The sequence below is a fragment of the Paenibacillus sp. FSL F4-0100 genome (genome assembly GCF_037993005.1).
Taxonomy (GTDB): Bacteria; Bacillota; Bacilli; order Paenibacillales; family Paenibacillaceae; genus Paenibacillus_AQ.
Genome location: NZ_CP150303.1, coordinates 6,037,782 through 6,057,592, shown reverse-complemented (window position 1 = coordinate 6,057,592; position 19,811 = coordinate 6,037,782). Strand labels below are relative to the sequence as shown.

The window sequence follows — 19,811 nt, the reverse complement described above, 5'->3', positions numbered from 1 at the left end:
GATTACATAAGGACACGGGTGTCCACTGACAAAAGGGGTTGAAAAGGCATGAGTCGTAGATTCATTGTATGGGGTTCGATCCTGATGGCATTGTCTGTCGCTATCGGGGCATTCGGTGCCCATATGCTGAAGGATAAGATTACGCCGGACGAACTTGCCATTTATGAGACCGGAGTTCATTATCATATGATTCACGGACTTGCGGTGCTGATTGCGGGGATTGTGGCGAAGGTTCTGGGCGAATCCCGGAAGCTGTTCTGGGCAGGGACTTTATTCATCGCGGGAACCGTCATATTTTCCGGAAGTCTCTACGTGTTAAGTATATCCGGCATCAAGTGGCTTGGGGCGATCACGCCGATCGGCGGTGTCTCCTTTATCGTGGGCTGGCTGATGCTGATGTCTTCGGCGCTCTCCCGAAAAAATGTTTGATGTTAAAAAGACGGCTTCACCGATCCCTTCTTATGGGGCGGCGAAGCCGTTTTTTTTAAAATGGATTCCGTTGATGTGGTACCGACTCAGCTGACGCTGAACTCGTCAATTTCATTGAGCTTGAAGGTATACACCTGTTTCTCATCGACATGATAAACGTTGACCAGGAAATTGCTTTCATCATAGTTGAGAATCCGGCAGGGCAGACTTGTCTGCTTGCCGTGGCGGTTGGTTGTCAGGCGAACAAGGCGATTGTCCTTACTGTATACTTTAATCCATTCGAAAGGATCACTTCCGGTGAGTGGAGTTTGGACAGGGGGTACGCTTGCAGCGATCTTTTTTTCCGGCGAGGATGTCGCAGGTGGCACAGGTTTCTCTTTCTGAGAAGCGGCAGAAGCCATCTTCCCGGAAGCTTTGCTAATAACGGAATCTTTCTTGGCTTGAACCAAGGTGTTGATAATTTCTCCAAGTTCCATTCCGGACTTAACCCGGAAATCGACGACTTCAGCCTTGTCGTTCAGCATTTCTAGCAAATATTGCAAAGCCAGTGCGTTGGAGGAACTCTTGACCAGAATATCAACGTTGAATAAAAAGCCGTTATCATCGGTGACAGGAATTGTGTTCATAGCTTTTATCATTCACCAGCTTTCACATGTTTTCTACTGAATCAAATATACCATAATTTTCGAATAATAATAGTCCTAATGTCATATGTATTTCATCTTTATTCTATTGACTTACGAGTCATTCGCACCATATACGTAGGTTGGAATGCATAATATCAGAGACATTCGCACCATGTCGGTTGCAAAAGAATAAACATAATTCTAAGCCGACGCGAGGGGAGGTTTGTTGATATTGGTGACTTTACTGCCGATCGATATTGAAGGACATATTGTTATGGGCGTCGAGGTACAGCTTCCGAAAACAACGCTGCTGGCCGTATACACTTCCCGCGGCTATATTATGTGCGGTGCACTCGATGTGGGCCTTCTTAACGAAAAGCTTGCGGACCGCAAGATTATCGCAGGAAGAGCCGTAGGGGTTCGCACATTGGAGCAGCTGCTGGAGGCGCCGCTGGAATCGGTAACCCTGGAGGCGGAGAAATGGGGCATTCATCCTGGCTTGGCTGGCAAGGATGCGATCCTACGCATGTTATGAGTCATGTATCCTTACGTTACAAGAGTGATTCCCGTGCGGATCGCTCTTTTTTTAGAGATAAGAAAGTATCAACTCTAAATGCACTAACATGCAAACCGCAAAAAAACACGGACAATACGGCTGGAGGGCCGTTTGTCCGTTTTATGATGCCATAAAACATTCGGATATGGCGGCTATTCGAACAAGCTTTTTAAGCTCTCATGATAAGGAGCTTGCACGACGCCTTTTTCCGTAATGATCGCTGTCACATACTCATTCGGCGTAATGTCGAAGGCAGGGTTGTACACTTTTACGCCTTGTGGGGCTGTGCGCTTGCCGAAACCTTCCGTGATCTCTTCCGCTGGCCGCTCCTCAATCGGAATATCGGCGCCTGTCTTCGTATTCAGATCAATCGTCGACAGCGGGCACGCCACGTAGAAAGGAATGCCGTGAGCTTTAGCAAGTACCGCTACTCCATACGTTCCGATCTTATTGGCGACATCGCCGTTTGCGGCAACGCGATCCGTACCGACGATCACCGCTTGTATCCACCCTTTGGACATGACCATGGCGGCCATGTTATCCGCCAGCAGTGTCACGTCGATCCCCGCCTGCTGGAGTTCAAACGCAGTTAAACGCGCGCCTTGCAGGACAGGTCTTGTCTCATCGGCGAACACCTTGATGTTCATCCCTTGCTCATGAGCGAGGTACATCGGTGCCAGTGCGGTCCCGTACTTGGCAGTCGCCAATCCGCCCGCGTTGCAGTGGGTAAGCACACCCATACCCTCTTTGAAGAACGGCAGCGCGTTTTCGCCGATGCGGCGGCATACATCCTCGTCCTCGGCCCGAATAGCCTCGGCTTCGGCGAGCAGCGATGCATTCAGTCCGGCCGTATCCAGTTTCGATTCTGCCAGCTTCTCAGCCGCAAGCTTGATACGGTCCAGCGCCCAGAACAGATTGACGGCCGTCGGTCTGGAAGTGGCGAGATAAGCGCAAGTTTTTACGACTTGCTGCAGCCATCCCTCGTTATCGCTGGCTTCAACCTGCATGCCGCCAAGGACCGCGCCGAATGCTGCCGCGATGCCGATAGCCGGCGCGCCGCGGACTTTCATGGAGTGAATGCCTTCCCAGACTTCCTCCGGTGTGAAGAGCTGGAGATAGACAATCTCTTCCGGGAGTAAACGCTGGTCCAGTAGGACCAGATGGTCTCCCCCCCAATAAACCGAGCTTAGCGGTTCATAGGTGCTGGCATTGCCGGTAGTCATACCGCTCATATCGATACCTCATTTCCTGTAGTTGCTTGTGTGATCAAAGTTAAAATGTCCTCAAAGGACTTGATGCTGCGATGATGACGCACGAGATTTTTGCCGATAGCAAGCGCTTTGCGCTGCGCAGCTTCTCTGGCTTTATCATCGGCTATGGTGTCAATGTCCGCAACATGGGACAATCCGACGATGCGCCGGATCATTTTACAGCCTGCGAATCCTGCGGTGTCCTTCAAAATCTGTGATACATAATGGTCCTGATAACCTGGTGTCCGGGACATTTCGTCCAAGAGATCATCGTTCCACAGCATGCGGAAGTTGTTCTCGAAGTGGGTCCACACGTCGCTTGCCATCTCGAGGAGTCTGGCTTCCCGGGTCGCCATCGTATGCTCGTCCTGACTCCAGCCCGGCTGCGCCGCATAGTTGAGCAGCAGATTGCCGATGACCGCACCGATATCGAAACCCATCGGGCCGAAATAAGCGAATTCCGGGTCGATGACCTTGGTCGATTCCGGCGTGACGAAGATGCTGCCTGTATGCAGATCCCCGTGCAGCAGAGCCTGTGCGTGAGTCAGAAACTTCTCCCGAAGCAGCGCGACTTCAAAGTGAAGCGGCAGGTCGGCACGGAGGGCTTCGGCTTCATCGGCGATGCTCTGCGCATAATTGTTATTGGTGGATTCGCGGTATGGATCTTCGAAGATTAAATCTTCGGTGATTTTGCATAAATCCGGATTGACAAAGCGGCCGGCAAGTTCCTTCTTCTTCTGTTGGTTCATCCCCAGATCCGACGTGTAGAACAGGGTTCTGGCCATGAAGCGGCCAATATGTTCTGCGAACTTCGGATAGGCATTGCCTTCGATCAGGCCTTTGCGCATGATGGTATACTCGCTCAGGTCTTCCATTACCGTGTAGGCGAGCTCATCCGAATAACCGTATACTTTGGGCACGAGGTCGGGGCAAATGGAGTACTCTGTCTCCAGCGCGAGACGTTCGATGCGGGCCCGGTCGAGAGACAGCGGCCAAGATTCGCCTACAACTTTTGCATAAGGAACAGCTTGCTTGATAATGATACTATCAGTTGTATTTTTGGCGGTGACATGAAACACCAGATTGAGATTGCCGTCGCCGATTTCGTGGCATTCGAGCTGGGCATGGTCCGGGAACCGGCCGGGTATACTTTTAGCTAATTGTATAGCTTCTTCCGCGTTCAGCGGATGATATGCAGACATGGATGGTCACCCCCAAATATAATAGAAGAAAACAAAGCCAACTTTTTTGCTTGGTATTACCTAGTATAACGTTTTTTCGCGAATTTTGTATAATTTTTTGGCAAGACGAAAGGTTTGTTTAAACTGATTCGCCTTGTAGTCCTAAGGGTAAACTATAAATAGACGCCCCAGCACAGGATGTACTCATATATTAAGGAAGGAATGGCATTAGCAGATGGTACCAGTTACAATGGGTATACACCGCTCTGCCGAATGTTCCTTTGACGCAGTACAGGGTGCATTTCATATAGAAAAGGAAGGGATTAACCATGGCAAAAACTACATCTGGCAAAGCTGCAGGAAAAACGAAGAACGCAAGTCTGGAGCAATTGTTGAATCAGCAGGTTGCGAACTTCAACGTGCTCTATGTCAAACTCCACAATTATCACTGGTATGTAACCGGAGAGCAATTCTACTCCCTTCATGTTAAATTCGAAGAACTGTATGACGAAGTTACACTTAAAATGGATGAGGTTGCGGAGCGCTTGCTCTCGATTAAAGGCAAACCTGCTGCAACGATGAAAGAATATTTGGAACTTGCGACAGTCCAGGAGGCTTCGGGCAACGAGGATACCCGCGGCATGGTACAAGCTTTGATTGAGGACTTTGCAACCGTATCTGAGGAGCTGGCGGAAGGTATTGAAATGGCTGAGGAAGCCGGAGATGCGCCAACAGCGGACATGTTCACCGGGTTTAAGGCTGATCTTGAGAAGCATATGTGGATGCTTCGTTCGTTCCTTGGATAAAGCGTGAATACAACAGAGTGATGCCTGTTCTTTCCTTGAATTTTGCAAGAGCTAAGGTTGCCGGTTACCGTGCCGTGTGCCTTAGCTCGTGATGTTGACCTGAGCACCGTCTGTCAACGCGCGATAAACGCCGGTGCCGGATGCAGTAATGATTCTCAGGAGCATTAGCAGATAGGAAGGGGAACAGGGCGAACGAAACAGGCTTGGCCGGTCTATCGGTCATGCCTGTTTTTTTAATTGTTACGGTTGTCTGAATGTTGTCTGTAAAACGCTTGTCCGGTTGAAATACGTCATATTTTATTATAAAATGGCTTGAGAATCATTGATAATCAGTTTAGAATGATTATAAATAAAGAATTATTTTTTGTTTTATGAAATCAGGGCGTCCAATCCTGTTATCATATAGGACAACAATACACTACCTATTCAACGGAGGGAATCTAATATGTCAACCAAGTTTGTCATTGAAGGATTGAAAGCAACAATCGAAGGCAAGGAGATCCTTAAAGGTATCAACCTTGAGATGAAGGGCGGAGAAGTTCATGCCATCATGGGACCAAACGGTACAGGCAAAAGTACTTTGGCTTCCGCGTTGATGGGGCATCCTAAATATGAAGTTACAGAAGGTAAAGTATTCCTTAACGATGAAGACGTGCTGGAGATGGAAGTTGACGAGCGCGCCCTCGCAGGTCTGTTCCTGGCCATGCAATATCCAAGCGAAATCGCCGGCGTTACGAACTCCGATTTCCTGCGCAGTTCCATCAACGCACGCCGGGGTGAAGGCAATGAGATTTCCCTGATCAAGTTCATTCGTCAAATGGAAGGCAAAATGAAGGAGCTCGAGATGAATCCTGAGTTCGCTCACCGTTACCTGAACGAAGGTTTCTCCGGTGGTGAGAAGAAACGTAACGAAATCCTGCAAATGATGATGCTGGATCCGAAAATCGTCGTGCTTGACGAAATCGACTCCGGTCTTGATATCGATGCTTTGAGAATTGTGGCGAACGGTGTCAATGCCATGAAATCCGAGGAACGCGGTTTCTTGATTATTACCCACTATCAACGTTTGCTTAACTATATCACTCCAGATTACGTTCATGTGATGATGCAAGGACGTATCGTAAAATCCGGCGGCCCTGAACTGGCACAGCGCCTGGAGGCAGAAGGTTATGACTGGATTAAGGAAGAGCTGGGCATTACTGATGAAACTGTAGGTCAAGACGCGTAAATAGACGGGAGGAGGAAACGATATGACTACACAAACCATTCTTCCGGTCAACGCTGAGGCTCTGAAGGCATTGTCCGAAAGTAAACAGGAACCGGCCTGGCTGACAGACAGCCGTTTGGCTTCCCTGGAACTGGCTGGCCAGTTGGAACTGCCCAAGCTGGAGAAACAACGCATCGAGCGCTGGAACATCCAAAGCTATGGTGAGTATAAAGAGAGCAACAAACTTGCTTCCCTTGACGAATTGCCAGAACAGGTAGCCAAACTTGTCGAAGGTTCAAGAGAAGGCGGCTTGGTTATTCAACGCAACTCGGGAACCGTATATGTAAGTCTGGCTCCGGAACTTGCCGCCAAAGGCGTGATTTTCACCGATTTGGAAACAGCGGTTAAAGAACACGCGGATTTGGTTAAACCTTATCTGCATCAAGCGCTTAAGAATGACGAGCATTCGATGGCCGCTCTGCATGCTGCCGTATGGAACGGCGGGGTGTTCCTCTATGTTCCTAAGAATGTGGAGGTCGATGTACCTCTGCAGGCGGTGATGCTGACGGATGATGCCGAAGCAACATTTGCTCCGCATGTGCTGATCGTAGCTGAAGCGAACAGTCAGATCACTTATGTAGACAACTACGTATCGGATTCTCTGGCAGCACCGTTGACCCATAACGGAGCGGTGGAAGTATTCGCCAACAATGGCGCAAAGGTGCGTTATGCTTCCGTTCACCAATTGGCTGGGGAAGTAACCGATGTTACATTCCGTCGTGCGATGCTGGACAATGACGCTTCGATCGAGTGGATCGTTGGTGAAATGAACAATGGCGATACAGCTAGCGATACCATGAGTATCCTAAAGGGCAACGGCTCGACATCTGATGCAAAAGTCATCGCGGTAGGTTCCGGATCCCAGAAGCTCAACTACACCACGCGAGCGAAGCATTATGGCAAGAGCTCCGAATCCCAGATGATTACCCGTGCGGTTATGCGCGAAGAGGCACAAGCCATCATCAACGGAATTACCAAGATCGAGAAGGGTGCAACGAAGGCGGACGGACAACAGACCGAGCGTGTGCTGATGCTCAGCCCGAAAGCTCGCGGTGACGCGAACCCGATTCTGTTGATTGACGAGGATGATGTAACAGCTGGACACGCAGCGTCCGTAGGACAAGTGAATCAGGAGCAAATTTACTACCTGATGTCCCGTGGTATTTCGCGTACCGTGGCAGAATCCTTGATTATATACGGATTCCTGGCTCCGGTAGTCAGCGAAATTCCGCTTGAGGGACTTCGCGACCAACTGCAGGGGCTCGTTGAAAGGAAGCTGGGACAATGATCGCCTCTGTCCGTGAGCAATTTCCCATTCTTCATCAGGAGATCAACGGACATCCGCTGGTATATCTCGACAATGCCGCGACATCGCAAAAGCCGCAGGTGGTCATAGATGCTATCAAGCGGTACTACGAGTGGGAGAACTCCAATGTACACCGCGGGGTTCATACACTCGGCAGCCGTGCTACTGATGCTTATGAAGGAGCCAGGGAGAAGGTTGCCCGTTTTATTAATGCCGAGAGTTCGGAGCAAATTATTTTCACCCGCGGTACGACGACGGCCCTAAATCTGGTAGCTTCGTCCTACGCGCGCTCTGTGTGCGGTCCTGGGGATGAAATTGTCCTGACGGAAATGGAGCATCACAGTAATCTCATACCGTGGCAGCAGGCGGCTATCGCCGTTGGCGCTACGCTGAAATATATTCCTCTGCAGCCTGACGGCACGATCCGTGTCGAAGATGTAGAGGCACTCGTTACCGAACGGACCAAGGTTGTAGCCATCGCTTACGTATCCAACGTGATGGGCGTTGTACATCCCGTGAAACAAATGGCGGAAATCGCGCACCGCCACGGTGCCGTCATTGTGGTGGATGGTGCGCAGAGCACACCGCATATGAAAGTGGACGTCCAGGACCTGGATTGCGATTTCTACGCTTTGTCCGGCCATAAGATGTGCGCTCCAACAGGTATCGGCGCATTATACGGCAAGAAGGCGCTGCTGGAATCAATGGAGCCGATCGAATTCGGCGGAGAAATGATCAATGATGTTGGATTGTACGAGTCGAACTGGAAGGAACTCCCTTGGAAGTTTGAGGGAGGGACGCCTATCATTGCAGGGGCTGTCGGTTTGGGCGCTGCCATCGATTTCCTGGAGGAAATCGGAATGGATGCCATCGAGCAGCATGAATCGCAGCTTGCGGCTTACGCCATGAACCGCCTCTCCGAGATCGAAGGCATTTCCATTTACGGTCCCCGTGAGCGTAAAGTAGGCCTCGTTACATTTAACCTTGGCGACGTTCACCCGCATGACGTGGCAACCGTGCTGGATGCACAGGGGATTGCTATTCGTGCAGGACATCATTGCTGTCAACCGCTTATGCGTTGGTTAAAAGTATCCTCTACGGCACGCGCGAGCTTTTATCTGTATAATACAGAAGAGGACGTTGATCGATTAGTTAGCGCCTTAATCCAGACAAAGGAGTATTTTGGCGATGCAACTTGACGATTTGTACAGACGTGTCATCATGGATCATTATAAGAACCCCCGCAATCGCGGCAAGTTTGAAGACGATGTAGTAACCATCGATTTGAACAATCCGACTTGCGGAGATCGCATTTCCTTGCAGCTTAAGGTAGAGAACGGCGTAGTAGCCGATGCCAAATATACAGGGGAAGGCTGCTCCATCAGCATGTCTTCCGCTTCGATGATGACGGACGCTGTAAAAGGCAGAACGCTGGATGAAGCGATCAGTCTGGCGGATCGGTTCTCCTCCCTTATGAAAGGCGAGGCTGTAGATTTTGACGAGTACGAGGATATTGAAGCCCTATCCGGTGTTAACAAGTTTCCTGCACGCATTAAATGCGCAACTCTTGCGTGGAACGCACTCCGAAAAGGAATAGACGCGAAGTAAGTGAATCAATAGATCGATAGGGAGGTAAGTTAAATGGCTAAAAAAGCACCAGAAATTGGAGAATATAAATATGGTTTCCGTGACGAGCACAAAGCTATTTTTCAAACTGGCAAAGGTTTGACGCGTGAAGTCGTAACGGAAATTTCCAAAATCAAGAACGAGCCGGAATGGATGCTGGAATTCCGTTTGAAATCACTGGAGCAGTTCGAGAAAATGCCAATGCCTCGCTGGGGCGGCGATCTCGACGAGCTGGATTTCAACGATATCCAGTACTATGTAAGACCTTCCGACAAGCAAGGCAAGACTTGGGAGGAAGTTCCTACTGAGATCAAGGAAACCTTTGATAAATTGGGTATTCCGGAAGCAGAGCAGAAGTTCCTTGCGGGTGTATCCGCACAGTACGAATCCGAAGTTGTTTACCATAACATGCAAAAGGATCTTGAGGATCAAGGCGTTATCTTCATGGATACCGATACAGCTCTCAGAGAGCATCCTGAGATCTTGAGAGAATACTTTGCAACAGTGGTGCCTCCAACGGATAACAAATTCGCTGCACTGAACAGTGCCGTATGGTCTGGCGGAAGCTTCATCTATGTTCCAAAAGGCGTGAAATGTGAAATTCCGCTGCAAGCGTATTTCCGAATCAATTCCGAGAACATGGGCCAATTCGAACGTACGCTGATCATTGCGGACGAGGACAGCTTCGTGCACTACGTAGAAGGATGTACAGCGCCAATCTACAGCACGAACTCGCTTCACAGTGCGGTGGTCGAGATCATCTGTAAAAAGAATGCGCGCGTTCGTTATACAACCATTCAGAACTGGGCGCCGAACATCTACAACCTCGTGACCAAGCGTGCCGTTGCTGAAGAGAATGCAACGATGGAATGGGTGGACGGCAACATCGGTTCCAAGCTGACAATGAAGTATCCTGCTGTTATCCTGAAGGGTCGCGGTGCTAAAGGGATGGTATTGTCCATCGCTGTAGCAGGCAAAGGCCAGCATCAGGATGCAGGAGCCAAAATGATTCACTTGGCACCGGACACGACTTCTACGATCGTATCCAAGTCCATTAGTAAGCATGGCGGTAAAGTAACATACCGTGGACTGGCTTCCTTCGGACGCAATGCAGAAGGCGCGAAAGCCAACATCCAGTGTGATACACTCATCCTCGATAATGAATCGACGTCTGATACGATTCCTTACAATGAGATCAAGAATGACAACATTACACTGGAGCATGAAGCGACCGTATCCAAGGTGTCCGAGGAACAATTGTTCTACCTCATGAGTCGTGGCCTTAGCGAGTCTGAAGCTACGCAAATGATCGTTATGGGCTTCATCGAGCCATTCACCAAAGAACTTCCGATGGAGTATGCCGTTGAGATGAATCGACTCATCAAGTTTGAGATGGAAGGCAGTATCGGCTAAATAGTTCTTATATACACAGGGGGCAAATCACTCGGGCACGAGTGATTTGCTCCTTTTTTAATGCTGGGGATGCTGGGATTGTTTATATTATGTTGATTCAATGTGACTTTTATAGTTGCGTGAGTCGTCTCGATAGGACACGCCTTTTATTTTGCCAGAAATCAAGAGTGAGGGGATGTGAGAAATGTCACAAAAGCGCATGAAAAAACCGCCAGCATACTAGTCTGACGGTTATATGGGCTATTCATAAGGGGTCTTAGGCGAAAAGGCCGGTTACAGAAGAATCTCTTGGATCTCGGTATTATATTCCTTGGAGAGGTCGATGAATCGATCCTCAGTCTTCACAAGCGGACGGAAGTAATCCGAAGGATTGTTCATGACGATACTGCCGGATTCGCCTGTCGTCAGCAGAACCTTTTTACCGATAAAGTTCGGCAGCATCTGCTGGATGAAGGCATGCGTCGGCTTGCCGTTCAGTTTACCGAAACTAAGACGATACAGCTCCCGAAGTACGGTTAACAGCTGCTGCTTGGATTGATAGACCCGGTTCGTTGTCATCGCGCTATATACATCGGCTACAGCGCAAATATGAGAGTATGGATGAATCTGGTCTGCACGGAGCGCTCGTGGATAGCCGGAAGCATCATCCCGTTCATGGTGCTGGAGTGCGACCATAGCGGTGACCTTATCTTCCATGGATTCGGAGATCATCTCGTAACCATAGATGGTATGCAGCTTCACTTTCTCATATTCTTCAGAAGTCAGCTTCCCTGGCTTGTCCAGTATATTCCTTGGAATCTTGCTTTTGCCGATATCATGGAGATAGCCCGCTTTGCCGATTTCATAAGCTTCCTTGTCGGAGTAACCCATCCAATCCGCGATATAGTACGATAACATTCCTACTTGAATGGAGTGCCTGTAGGTATAATCGTCTTTACCATTAAAAAGCAGAAGCAAGGAGACCACATCCGTATGCTCATTCAGAGAGCCGACTAAGGGTTTGAAAACATCATCCACAACGGACTCATTGAATTTACCGGTTTGTGACGCTTCGGTAAATAAGGTGGAGCACCCGTCAAATGCAAGATTGAAATGGGGTTTAACCTTGTTGTATGAATCTGAAATTTCAGATGATGAATCGAGGGATACGGACAGTTTGCGTGGGTTTATTTCTATGTAATCGATACCGTGCTGCAATAGCTTGGATATATCCTCTAAACGAAGGGTTGCTCCTTTTTGTAGAACATGAACGCCGTTTGTGTTGTAAGCATCATCCTGCATTTGATCACCGGGTATCAGGTCCGTGACATGTACTCTCAAATCATTGCACCTCTTGCCCTTATATAAGTAAAAAGATCAAAACTATCTTAGCAAGAAAATTATGGTTTTACAATGTGTAATCATGACTTATTGCCTAACGGTTGGGTCCCAGGGTCCGGTCTGCGGTCCTTTCCATTCCGAACCATCGTCCCAGATCTCCTTTTTCCAGATTGGGACGGATCGCTTCAATTGTTCGATGGCATAACGGCTGGCCTCATAACATGCATTCCGATGCGGGGAGGATACAGCGATAACAACACTGGTTTCTCCAATGCCGACCGTACCGATACGGTGGGAAATCGCACATTGCGTGCCGGGCCATTGTCGAAAAATGTCAGCGCATATTTGCTGCATCTCTTTTAGCGCCATCGGGATATATGCTTCATACTCCAGCGTAACCGTTCGCATCTGGCCGGTCATCTCTCGCGTTGTACCTACAAAGGAAAGCGTTGCTCCATGATTATCATCATGAACTTTGGCAATGGTTGCTTCTACGGACAGCTGGTCGTAGGATATAGAGCACTTCCCATCTGCCGAGGACCTGGATCTGGAGTCTTGCGGGGCGGTTCCGTCACCGCCGGACACAGGTGGAATCAGAGCTACCTCGTCACCGCTTTGAATAAGCTGATCCGATAACGCATACTCTTGATTGACCGCGACGAAAGCCGTGGAAATCTGGGATTGGACATCAGGATAAGCCCCGCTAAGAAGCAGCTTCAATTCCCCGGCTGTAAGGGGAAAGCCCGGTACGTTAAATGTAAGTGAAGCTGTGCCGATTCGATCAGCTAATCCTGCAAATAATAGTATAGAAATGGTTGTTGACATTCTTCATCACCTCGTAATTCTTATGGGCTACAATATACCATAATCTTCGCTAAAATGTTATGCTTGTAAGACCGGAAATTATGGAATAACGAACATGGGGAGGGGGCCGCCAGATGGGGTTAGGAAGCAACAAGCAGAAGCTGACGATATTGTATACCAACGATATTCACAGCCATTTTGAAATGATGAGTAATGTGGCGGCACTTATTTCCCGGGAAAAGGCGGTTGCCGGTGATAAGGCAATTGTGCTGGATATCGGTGATCATATGGACCGGGCATCGGTGGAAACTGAAGGCACGATGGGCCAAGCCAATGTGGATGTCATTAATTTGACAGGATACGACGCCATCACGATTGGCAATAACGAAGGGCTCACCATTTCGTATGATGTTCTGGAGAGTGTATACGCCGGACTGCAGTGTCCCGTTGTGTGCTGCAACATAATCGAGACAAAGAGCGGTAAACCTCCTTCATGGATGAAGCCGCATGTGATCCTGGAACGAGAAGGCATTCGAATCGGGCTCACCGGCGCAACGGCTGCTTTTGCAGGATTTTATCAATTGTTAGGCTGGGAAGCCGGAGATCCGGTGCAGGCTATTGCTGAGCAAGTGCGAGCGCTTCAGGGCCAGTGTGATATCATGATCGTTTTATCCCATTTAGGACTAACGATTGATAAAAGATTAGCAGAAAATGTTGAGGGGATTGATGTTATTCTAGGCGGTCATACCCATCACATCCTTGAGGAGCCTCTGATGATTGGGAAGACTGCCGTGTGCGGTGCAGGCAAGTTCGGACAACTCGTAGGTCGCCTTGTCATGCAGCGCGATCATGCAGAAGATCGCTTTACCTGTATAGAGGGAAGTCTGCTGCCCGTGGATAAAAACTTGATGGAACCCATCGTAGAGCAGGCGATCATGAAACACCATGAGCTGGCAAGGGAGAAATTAACGGAGGCCGTAGCCGTTATTGACCGTAGTCTGCCCATTCACTATGAGGAGGAGTCGCCGTTTGCGAACCTGCTGGCTCAGGCAGTGCTGCAGCATACGGATGCTGATTTTTCTATCGTGAACTCGGGGCAGCTGCTAGGACCGCTGCCGGAGGGCGAGATCAGTACCGGCATGCTCCATGGCCTGTGTCCGTCCCCGATTAATCCCTGTGTCGTGAAGCTGCGCGGAGAACATATTTATCAAGCACTTGAGGAAAGCCTGCTCCAGGAGTTCAGCGGGAAGAAGATACTGGGCTTTGGCTTCCGCGGTTATATATTAGGCGGCCTGGCTGTCGATGGCTTGAAGATTCACTATGACAAGAACGGAGAGCCCTATCGCAAGATCACGCATATCTCCATGAAGGGACAACCGCTAGAGCCGCAGCGAGAATACAAGGTGGGAACACTCGACATGTTCACTTTCAAAATCGGATATGAGTCGTTGTCACTTGGCAAGGACACGGTATATATGCTGCCGGAGTTTATTAGAGACTTGCTGCGAAGTGAGCTTTCGAGGCCCGGTTCGCTTGAAGAGTCCATGATTCCACGCTGGTTATCCTGACAATCCCCGACTAACTTCCTTGGGCCGAGCATACATATGAGGAGGACAAAGGTAAGGAGGGGAAGGATCATGGATTTTATCACATCCATTATACTGGGGATTGTGGAAGGACTGACCGAATTCATTCCGGTGTCTTCCACAGGCCATATGATCTTGACGGCTAAGGTGCTCGGTTACGACGATCAAACTCCGATCATGAAGACGTTTGAGGTTGTTATTCAGCTTGGCGCTATTATGGCGATCGCGATTGTTTACTGGAATCGGATTTTGAATCTGCTCGGCTGGAGCCGAAGTGAACCATTGACCAAGAAGATGCATCGAAGACGATTGAATTTGATCCATATCTTTTTGGGGATTGCGCCGGCCCTGCTGGTTGCTTTCTTTGCGAGGGATTTCATCAAGAGCCTGTTCCATGCTCAGACCGTGTTGTTTGCACTCGTTGCCGGCGGTATTTTTATGATTTTTGCAGAATGGTACAATAAACATAAAGTTCAAGTGACATCGCATGATTTGGATGACTTGACATATAAACAGGCCTTTCAGATTGGCGTCTACCAGATCATATCCGTATTATGGCCGGGATTTTCCCGTTCGGGATCCACCATCTCCGGGGGGATGCTTAGCGGTGTGAGCTATAAGGCATCGGCCGACTTCTCGTTTATTATCGCAATTCCCATTATGTGTGCTGCATCCGGATATGAATTGCTGGATTCTTATCGATATTTTACTTTAGATACGATCGGTGTATTTCTTGCCGGATTTATCGTTTCGTTTGTTGTCGCTTATTTTGTCGTCTTGGCCTTCATGAAGCTCATACAGAAGATAAGGCTTACTCATTTTGCGATCTACCGTTTTGTTCTCGCTGCCGTTTTTTGGCTGTTTATCATGCATTAAGCAGGAGAAGACACAAGGAGGAGATCCGGCTTCTTCGTATCGTGATCCACTGAAGACTAGACGCTATATCCCACACAAGTTTGAGAATAGCAGAGGAAGTGACGGATTTTGCGTCTTATACCTATCAACGCGTTGAGGCCGGGGATGGTTCTTGGTAAAAGAATATATAATAGCGATGGTTTAATTCTGCTTGCCGAAGGCGTGGAGCTGACAACAGGGCTGATCCGCCGTCTGGGCACGTTGGAACTCGGGTATGTCTATATCGAGGAACCGATGACGGAGGATATCGTGGTTCCGGAGTTGTTGACCGAGGAAACTCGGCTGCACGCGATCCAGTCAATTCGGACGAGCTTCAAGACCCTGGAGAGCCAGGCTGCTCTGAAGGGAAGCTTCCTTCATTTAGGCAAAACGTTCTCTGGAATGATGGAGTCTATTATGGATGAAATATCGGATCATGACGAGTGCATGGTGCTGCTGACCGATATGAATACGAACGATTACAACTTGTATCGTCATTCTCTTAACGTATGTCTGTATTCAACGGTTCTTGGTGTGTCTTACGGGTATAATCGGCAGGATCTGAAGGTGCTGGGCTTGGGGGCATTGCTTCACGATATCGGCAAGACGAGGATATCCCAGGAGCTGCTGAATCATCCAGGACGTTTGAGTGAAGAAGAATTTCGCGAGGTTCAGAAGCATACGGAGATCGGGTTCAAAATATTGAAAGATGAACCCAACATTCCGCTGTTATCAGCGCATTGCGCCTTGTCACATCATGAGCGCCTGGATGGCAGCGGTTATCCCAGAGCCTTGAAAGGATCTGAGATCCATGAATACGCCAAATGGATTGCGATTACGGATTCTTACGACGCGATGACAACACAGCGGGTGTACAAGCCTGCCTTATTGCCGCATCAAGCGGTAGAGGTGATGTATGCAGGCTCGGGAACACTGTATGAACAGTCATTCCTGGCCATGTTTCGGGATCGGGTAGCGATATATCCTCCAGGGATCACCGTGAAATTGCATACGGGTGAGAGTGGAGTGGTATCCAAAATTCACGCACATGTGCCTCATCGCCCCGTTGTCCGCGTATTAACGGATGCCGAAGGCACACCGCTATCTGCACCTTACGAATTGGATTTGTCGGAAACGCTGGCCATTATGATCGCTGGTATCGGACGAGCACCATAGATCAAACTTACACTTAAGGAGGTTGACTCGTGAGACGTAACAGCCATACAACATTGCTGCATACATGGGGGCGACAGATATATCGCTACCGTAAAGCCATTGTTGTGACCTGGCTTCTTTTGTTTTGCGGGCTGCTTCCGTTTGCGTTTAAGCTGCCGTCCATTCTGCAGCACAACGGGTTTACGCCGAAGGATAGTCCGGCCCAGATCGGGATTGAGAAGCTGGAAGAGGGATTAGGATTGTCGGCAGCCTCGTTGGATGTTGTCGTAGTCAGTCAGCACGATGAGAATCTGACGGCAGGCACGGCGCAGAGGCGAATATTGACGGAGCTTGCGCCTTTGCGAGCCCGTCCCTATGTCAGGGATATTTATATGAATATGGCAGCTCATAAGGCAGGCCAGGATCATATCGTATCCGTGACGGTGCTGCTGGATCTGGATTCCACGGAAGCCTTGAAGCAGTTTGAAGAGATTCGAGATTCGGTTCCGAGCATCACGGGAGCGGATACTTACATAACAGGGAATACCGCCATCTTCGCCGATATGAACCAAGCCGTCAAAAGCGATATCATCCATGCCGAGATGGTAGGCATTCCCGCAGCTTTGCTCATTCTGGCGGTCGTATTCGGAACATTGACTGCCGCGATCCTGCCTTTGTTAGCCGGTGTTGCCAGCGTGGTGGTGACGATGGGAATCCTGTATTTCGTCGCTTCGGCCGACGGTTCGATCAGCAATTTCCTTCCGAATGTTGTAACGATGTTGGGGCTGGCCGTGGGTATCGATTATGCGTTGCTGGTCGTAAGCCGCTTCAAAGAAGAGATGCGGGCACGGAGCGGAGATGTGGGGACTGCCCTGGCTGTCACTTGCGCAACCGCCGGCAAAGCGGTGATGTTCTCCGGTGCGGCTGTGTTGATTGGTTTCGTGGCGATGAGTTTCATAGACCTGCCGATCTTCCGTTCCTTCAGCATAGGCGGCATTACCGTCGTGCTGTTATCGGTGCTGGCCGGTAACACACTTCTTCCCGCATTATTGGGAATATTGGGCCCGCGTATAGAAACGCTCCCTCTATTCCCTGCCGCATATCGAACGCTCCGGGCACGGCAGACCTCCGGTATGTGGAGAAAGCTCTCCAGATTTGTCATGGCGCATCCTGTAACCATCTCAATCGCAGCGATCGGTTTACTGTTGCTGGCGATTTATCCTGTTAGGCACATGAATATCGCGATCCCCGCAGCCGATGTGCTTCCCCCAGCCTATGAATCCCGTTATGGTCACGACCTGCTCACACAGGCTTATGACGAACGTGAATTGAATTCGATCGTTGTGGCGGTGGAGCTTCCGGCCTCTTATGAGGAGTCGCGCAGCATCGAGCTAATGAAGGCATATACGGATGAAATCAGGATGATGCCGGGTGTGAAGCAGGTAGAGAGTTATCTGAGCATTGGCAGAGGATCGGTAGTGGAAGCATCGAAGTATTTATCCCGCGAAGATATCCGCCAGCAGCTGGAGCAGCATCGTTTTGTAAGGGGGAATATAGCAGCCGTCGCCGTGATCCCAGAATATGGGGAATCCCATGCACTTACAATGCAGCTTGTCCGAGCGTTAAGGACGATGGATACTCATGAGCTGACGACCTATGTCACTGGAAGTCCCGCATACAAACTGGACATCATGGATGCCATCCATCAGAAAATCGCCTATGTTCTGGTTTTTGTATTTGTAGTTACCTATGTCATTCTCCTCCTGGCGTTTCGATCGGTCGTGCTCCCTTTAAAAGCAAGCATAATGAATATGCTCAGCCTCGGCGCCGGACTCGGTATTGTAGTGTGGGTATTTCAAGAGGGGATAGGCGCGCAGTGGCTGGGTGTTTCCTCTACGGGATCTATCTTTGCGCTTTTGCCGATTCTGATATTCTGTGTGGTGTTCGGCATATCGATGGACTATGAAGTCATGATGCTCTCGCGTATGATGGAGAACTATGAACGGACGGGGGACAACGAATTCAGCACAGCTGAAGGTCTGGAGAGCACGGGCGGGTTGATTACAAGCGCTGCCTTAATCCTGGCCGTCGTTGTGGGTGCGTTTGTATTTACGGATAATGAAGTGATGAAAGCAATCGGTTTAGGCCTAACAGCAGCCGTTCTGCTGGATGCTACCGTAATTCGGGTGCTGCTTGTGCCTGCGTTTATGAAGATGATGGGCAAAGCGAATTGGTGGAGTCCAAGGTGGATGTTTCCGGCACACAAACTTACTTCCAAGGAACGCTCAGACAAACCTAGGGAAACCGGATGATTTCCCAGACGAAACAAGCAGAAGCCTTCTGTTTGGGTATGTTATAATCATATAATGGACATTATCAAAGCCGTAGAGTACATAAAGCGTAAGTTGTACTGCATGAATCGGTAATTCAAAGAAATAAGGTGAGAGAACCATGAGTAATACAGCACAGCCATTTCCATCAGCCGTAAGGCCCATTTCGCCGAGTTATGATCCGTGGGATCCGATAACTTCACTGCGCGAGCATGGTCGTCATGTGCTGACCAGTGTGGAAATGACAGTGACGCATCTTTGTAATATGCGCTGTGAGCATTGCGCTGTTGGTGATATGCTTGTCATGAAGGAAGCCCCGATGCTGCCTCTCGATACGATGCTGAAGCGACTGGACGAGGTAGAGCATCTACAGACGATTAGTCTGACGGGTGGAGAACCGGCATTTTTGGGCAAGACGGTGGACAACGTGATTGTTCCCTTGCTCAAGTATGCCAAGGAAAGGGGCATCCGGACCCAGATTAACTCCAATCTGACGCTCGATATTAGTCGGTATGAGAAAATGCTGCCTTATCTGGATGTTATGCATATCTCATTCAATTATTTGAACGGGGATGACTTCTATGAGGTCGGATTTGCAAATAGCGCACGTTCTGTCTCCAAGGAGACGGCATACAAAATGTACGATACGATGCTGGTCAATTCGGAGAAGCTGAGTGCAGCGGGTATGTACATATCTGCTGAATCGATGATTAACTATCGGACGCATACGAAACTCAGCGGCATCCACAAGCTGATCAAGGATATGGGCTGCAAACGGCACGAGGTTCACCCGATGTATGCCTCAAACTTTGCTTCCGCTCTGCCCGTATTGTCCTTGAATGACACGAAAGCTGCCATCCACCATCTGCTCGATGTCCGGGATCGGGACATGTGGATGCTGTTCGGAACGCTGCCCTTCTATGCCTGCAGCTCCGATGATCATGACCAAGAGATCATTCGCCGTCTGCGGCAAGAACCGAACGTAACGGTCCGGAATGATCCGGATGGTCGTAATCGGGTGAATGTGAATTTATTCTCGGGCGATGTGTATGTAACGGATTTTGCTGATATCCCGGCGTTTGGTAATATTAAGGAACAGAAGCTTGACGATATTTTTAATGAATGGACAACGGGACACCCGTTGAATCAAACAGTTAACTGTCACTGCGATGCAGTGAGCTGCTGTGGGCCGAACCTGTTGGTGGCGGACATGTACTACCAGGGTGTGGATTTCAAGTCAAGGCAAGCAAAGACAAACTAGA

At 49.3% G+C, this 19,811-nt stretch carries 18 protein-coding genes; 13 read left to right on the top strand and 5 right to left on the bottom strand.

Annotated elements, in window-relative coordinates; genetic code table 11:
• The first annotated feature begins 48 nt into the window (after window positions 1–48).
• Window positions 49–429: a DUF423 domain-containing protein gene (locus tag MHH48_RS27400; protein WP_076324377.1), complete on the top strand. Its 381-nt coding sequence runs from the start codon at window positions 49–51 to the stop codon at window positions 427–429.
• 86 nt (window positions 430–515) lie between these two features.
• Here the strand turns inward: MHH48_RS27400 and MHH48_RS27395 are convergent, their stop codons facing one another.
• Window positions 516–1,067 carry a hypothetical protein gene (locus tag MHH48_RS27395; protein WP_076324376.1) on the bottom strand — a complete coding sequence of 184 codons (552 nt, stop codon included), beginning with the start codon at window positions 1,065–1,067 and terminating at the stop codon, window positions 516–518.
• A gap of 220 nt (window positions 1,068–1,287) precedes the next feature.
• Here MHH48_RS27395 and MHH48_RS27390 point away from each other — a divergent pair, with 220 nt between their 5' ends.
• Window positions 1,288–1,590 (top strand): DUF1805 domain-containing protein, encoded by a 303-nt coding sequence (locus MHH48_RS27390; protein WP_076324375.1) that lies wholly within the window; start codon window positions 1,288–1,290, stop codon window positions 1,588–1,590.
• Between the two features lie 173 nt (window positions 1,591–1,763).
• Here MHH48_RS27390 and mtnA read toward each other — a convergent pair whose 3' ends face one another.
• Together mtnA and mtnK are read right to left on the bottom strand one after the other, a co-directional pair.
• Window positions 1,764–2,843, bottom strand: coding sequence for an S-methyl-5-thioribose-1-phosphate isomerase (mtnA, locus tag MHH48_RS27385; protein WP_076324374.1), 1,080 nt, complete (start codon window positions 2,841–2,843; stop codon window positions 1,764–1,766).
• Complete coding sequence (gene mtnK, locus MHH48_RS27380) at window positions 2,840–4,063, bottom strand: S-methyl-5-thioribose kinase (protein WP_076324373.1); 1,224 nt, start codon at window positions 4,061–4,063, stop codon at window positions 2,840–2,842. Before mtnK ends, mtnA begins: the two co-directional genes overlap by 4 nt.
• 308 nt (window positions 4,064–4,371) lie before the next feature.
• Between mtnK and MHH48_RS27375 the strand changes: the two genes are divergently transcribed.
• The 6 genes from MHH48_RS27375 to sufB all read left to right on the top strand — a co-directional run bounded on the left by MHH48_RS27375 (window position 4,372) and on the right by sufB (window position 10,460).
• Entirely contained in the window at window positions 4,372–4,848 is a 477-nt protein-coding gene (locus MHH48_RS27375) for a Dps family protein (protein ID WP_076324372.1), read from the top strand.
• Between the two features lie 445 nt (window positions 4,849–5,293).
• Entirely contained in the window at window positions 5,294–6,076 is a 783-nt protein-coding gene (gene sufC / locus MHH48_RS27370) for a Fe-S cluster assembly ATPase SufC (protein WP_076324371.1), read from the top strand.
• 22 nt (window positions 6,077–6,098) lie between these two features.
• A complete protein-coding gene (gene sufD, locus MHH48_RS27365; protein WP_076324370.1) occupies window positions 6,099–7,403 on the top strand; it encodes a Fe-S cluster assembly protein SufD in 1,305 nt (434 codons plus the stop codon).
• The gene (locus tag MHH48_RS27360; RefSeq protein WP_076324369.1) at window positions 7,400–8,620 is read left to right on the top strand and encodes a cysteine desulfurase; all 1,221 of its coding nucleotides are present in this window, start codon (window positions 7,400–7,402) and stop codon (window positions 8,618–8,620) included. The genes sufD and MHH48_RS27360 overlap by 4 nt, the downstream gene beginning before the upstream one ends.
• Window positions 8,610–9,029, top strand: coding sequence for a Fe-S cluster assembly sulfur transfer protein SufU (sufU, locus tag MHH48_RS27355; RefSeq protein WP_076324368.1), 420 nt, complete (start codon window positions 8,610–8,612; stop codon window positions 9,027–9,029). The genes MHH48_RS27360 and sufU overlap by 11 nt, the downstream gene beginning before the upstream one ends.
• A gap of 33 nt (window positions 9,030–9,062) precedes the next feature.
• Window positions 9,063–10,460 (top strand): Fe-S cluster assembly protein SufB, encoded by a 1,398-nt coding sequence (gene sufB, locus MHH48_RS27350; protein WP_076324367.1) that lies wholly within the window; start codon window positions 9,063–9,065, stop codon window positions 10,458–10,460.
• Window positions 10,461–10,733: 273 nt separating this feature from the next.
• On the opposite strand, the gene MHH48_RS27345 is transcribed toward sufB, so the two are convergent.
• Together MHH48_RS27345 and moaD are read right to left on the bottom strand one after the other, a co-directional pair.
• The gene (locus MHH48_RS27345) at window positions 10,734–11,780 is read right to left on the bottom strand and encodes an HD-GYP domain-containing protein (protein ID WP_076324366.1); all 1,047 of its coding nucleotides are present in this window, start codon (window positions 11,778–11,780) and stop codon (window positions 10,734–10,736) included.
• An 87-nt stretch (window positions 11,781–11,867) separates the two neighbouring features.
• Window positions 11,868–12,605, bottom strand: a complete 738-nt coding sequence (gene moaD / locus MHH48_RS27340) for a molybdopterin converting factor subunit 1 (protein ID WP_076324365.1) — start codon at window positions 12,603–12,605, stop codon at window positions 11,868–11,870.
• Window positions 12,606–12,718: 113 nt separating this feature from the next.
• On the opposite strand from moaD, the gene MHH48_RS27335 reads away from it, so the two are divergent.
• The 5 genes from MHH48_RS27335 to yfkAB all read left to right on the top strand — a co-directional run bounded on the left by MHH48_RS27335 (window position 12,719) and on the right by yfkAB (window position 19,810).
• Window positions 12,719–14,152: a bifunctional UDP-sugar hydrolase/5'-nucleotidase gene (locus tag MHH48_RS27335; RefSeq protein ID WP_076324364.1), complete on the top strand. Its 1,434-nt coding sequence runs from the start codon at window positions 12,719–12,721 to the stop codon at window positions 14,150–14,152.
• A 69-nt stretch (window positions 14,153–14,221) separates the two neighbouring features.
• Window positions 14,222–15,046 (top strand): undecaprenyl-diphosphate phosphatase, encoded by an 825-nt coding sequence (locus MHH48_RS27330; protein WP_076324363.1) that lies wholly within the window; start codon window positions 14,222–14,224, stop codon window positions 15,044–15,046.
• A 108-nt stretch (window positions 15,047–15,154) separates the two neighbouring features.
• Window positions 15,155–16,240 (top strand): HD-GYP domain-containing protein, encoded by a 1,086-nt coding sequence (locus tag MHH48_RS27325; protein WP_076324362.1) that lies wholly within the window; start codon window positions 15,155–15,157, stop codon window positions 16,238–16,240.
• Window positions 16,241–16,269: 29 nt separating this feature from the next.
• On the top strand, window positions 16,270–18,531 hold the full coding sequence (locus MHH48_RS27320) for an MMPL family transporter (protein WP_076324361.1): 2,262 nt from the start codon (window positions 16,270–16,272) through the stop codon (window positions 18,529–18,531).
• 139 nt (window positions 18,532–18,670) lie between these two features.
• Window positions 18,671–19,810 carry a radical SAM/CxCxxxxC motif protein YfkAB gene (gene yfkAB / locus MHH48_RS27315; RefSeq protein ID WP_076324360.1) on the top strand — a complete coding sequence of 380 codons (1,140 nt, stop codon included), beginning with the start codon at window positions 18,671–18,673 and terminating at the stop codon, window positions 19,808–19,810.
• Window position 19,811 lies beyond the last annotated feature (1 nt).

What these genes read in the sequence shown, in the direction of transcription:
- MHH48_RS27375 (WP_076324372.1), top strand. Translation starts at nt 4,372, where the DNA reads ATGGCAAAAACTACATCTGGCAAAGCTGCAGGAAAAACGAAGAACGCA.
- mtnK (WP_076324373.1), bottom strand. Translation starts at nt 4,063, where the DNA reads ATGTCTGCATATCATCCGCTGAACGCGGAAGAAGCTATACAATTAGCT.
- MHH48_RS27360 (WP_076324369.1), top strand. Translation starts at nt 7,400, where the DNA reads ATGATCGCCTCTGTCCGTGAGCAATTTCCCATTCTTCATCAGGAGATC.
- moaD (WP_076324365.1), bottom strand. Translation starts at nt 12,605, where the DNA reads ATGTCAACAACCATTTCTATACTATTATTTGCAGGATTAGCTGATCGA.
- yfkAB (WP_076324360.1), top strand. Translation starts at nt 18,671, where the DNA reads ATGAGTAATACAGCACAGCCATTTCCATCAGCCGTAAGGCCCATTTCG.
- sufB (WP_076324367.1), top strand. Translation starts at nt 9,063, where the DNA reads ATGGCTAAAAAAGCACCAGAAATTGGAGAATATAAATATGGTTTCCGT.
- MHH48_RS27395 (WP_076324376.1), bottom strand. Translation starts at nt 1,067, where the DNA reads ATGATAAAAGCTATGAACACAATTCCTGTCACCGATGATAACGGCTTT.
- MHH48_RS27330 (WP_076324363.1), top strand. Translation starts at nt 14,222, where the DNA reads ATGGATTTTATCACATCCATTATACTGGGGATTGTGGAAGGACTGACC.
- sufC (WP_076324371.1), top strand. Translation starts at nt 5,294, where the DNA reads ATGTCAACCAAGTTTGTCATTGAAGGATTGAAAGCAACAATCGAAGGC.
- sufD (WP_076324370.1), top strand. Translation starts at nt 6,099, where the DNA reads ATGACTACACAAACCATTCTTCCGGTCAACGCTGAGGCTCTGAAGGCA.
- sufU (WP_076324368.1), top strand. Translation starts at nt 8,610, where the DNA reads ATGCAACTTGACGATTTGTACAGACGTGTCATCATGGATCATTATAAG.
- MHH48_RS27400 (WP_076324377.1), top strand. Translation starts at nt 49, where the DNA reads ATGAGTCGTAGATTCATTGTATGGGGTTCGATCCTGATGGCATTGTCT.
- MHH48_RS27335 (WP_076324364.1), top strand. Translation starts at nt 12,719, where the DNA reads ATGGGGTTAGGAAGCAACAAGCAGAAGCTGACGATATTGTATACCAAC.
- mtnA (WP_076324374.1), bottom strand. Translation starts at nt 2,843, where the DNA reads ATGAGCGGTATGACTACCGGCAATGCCAGCACCTATGAACCGCTAAGC.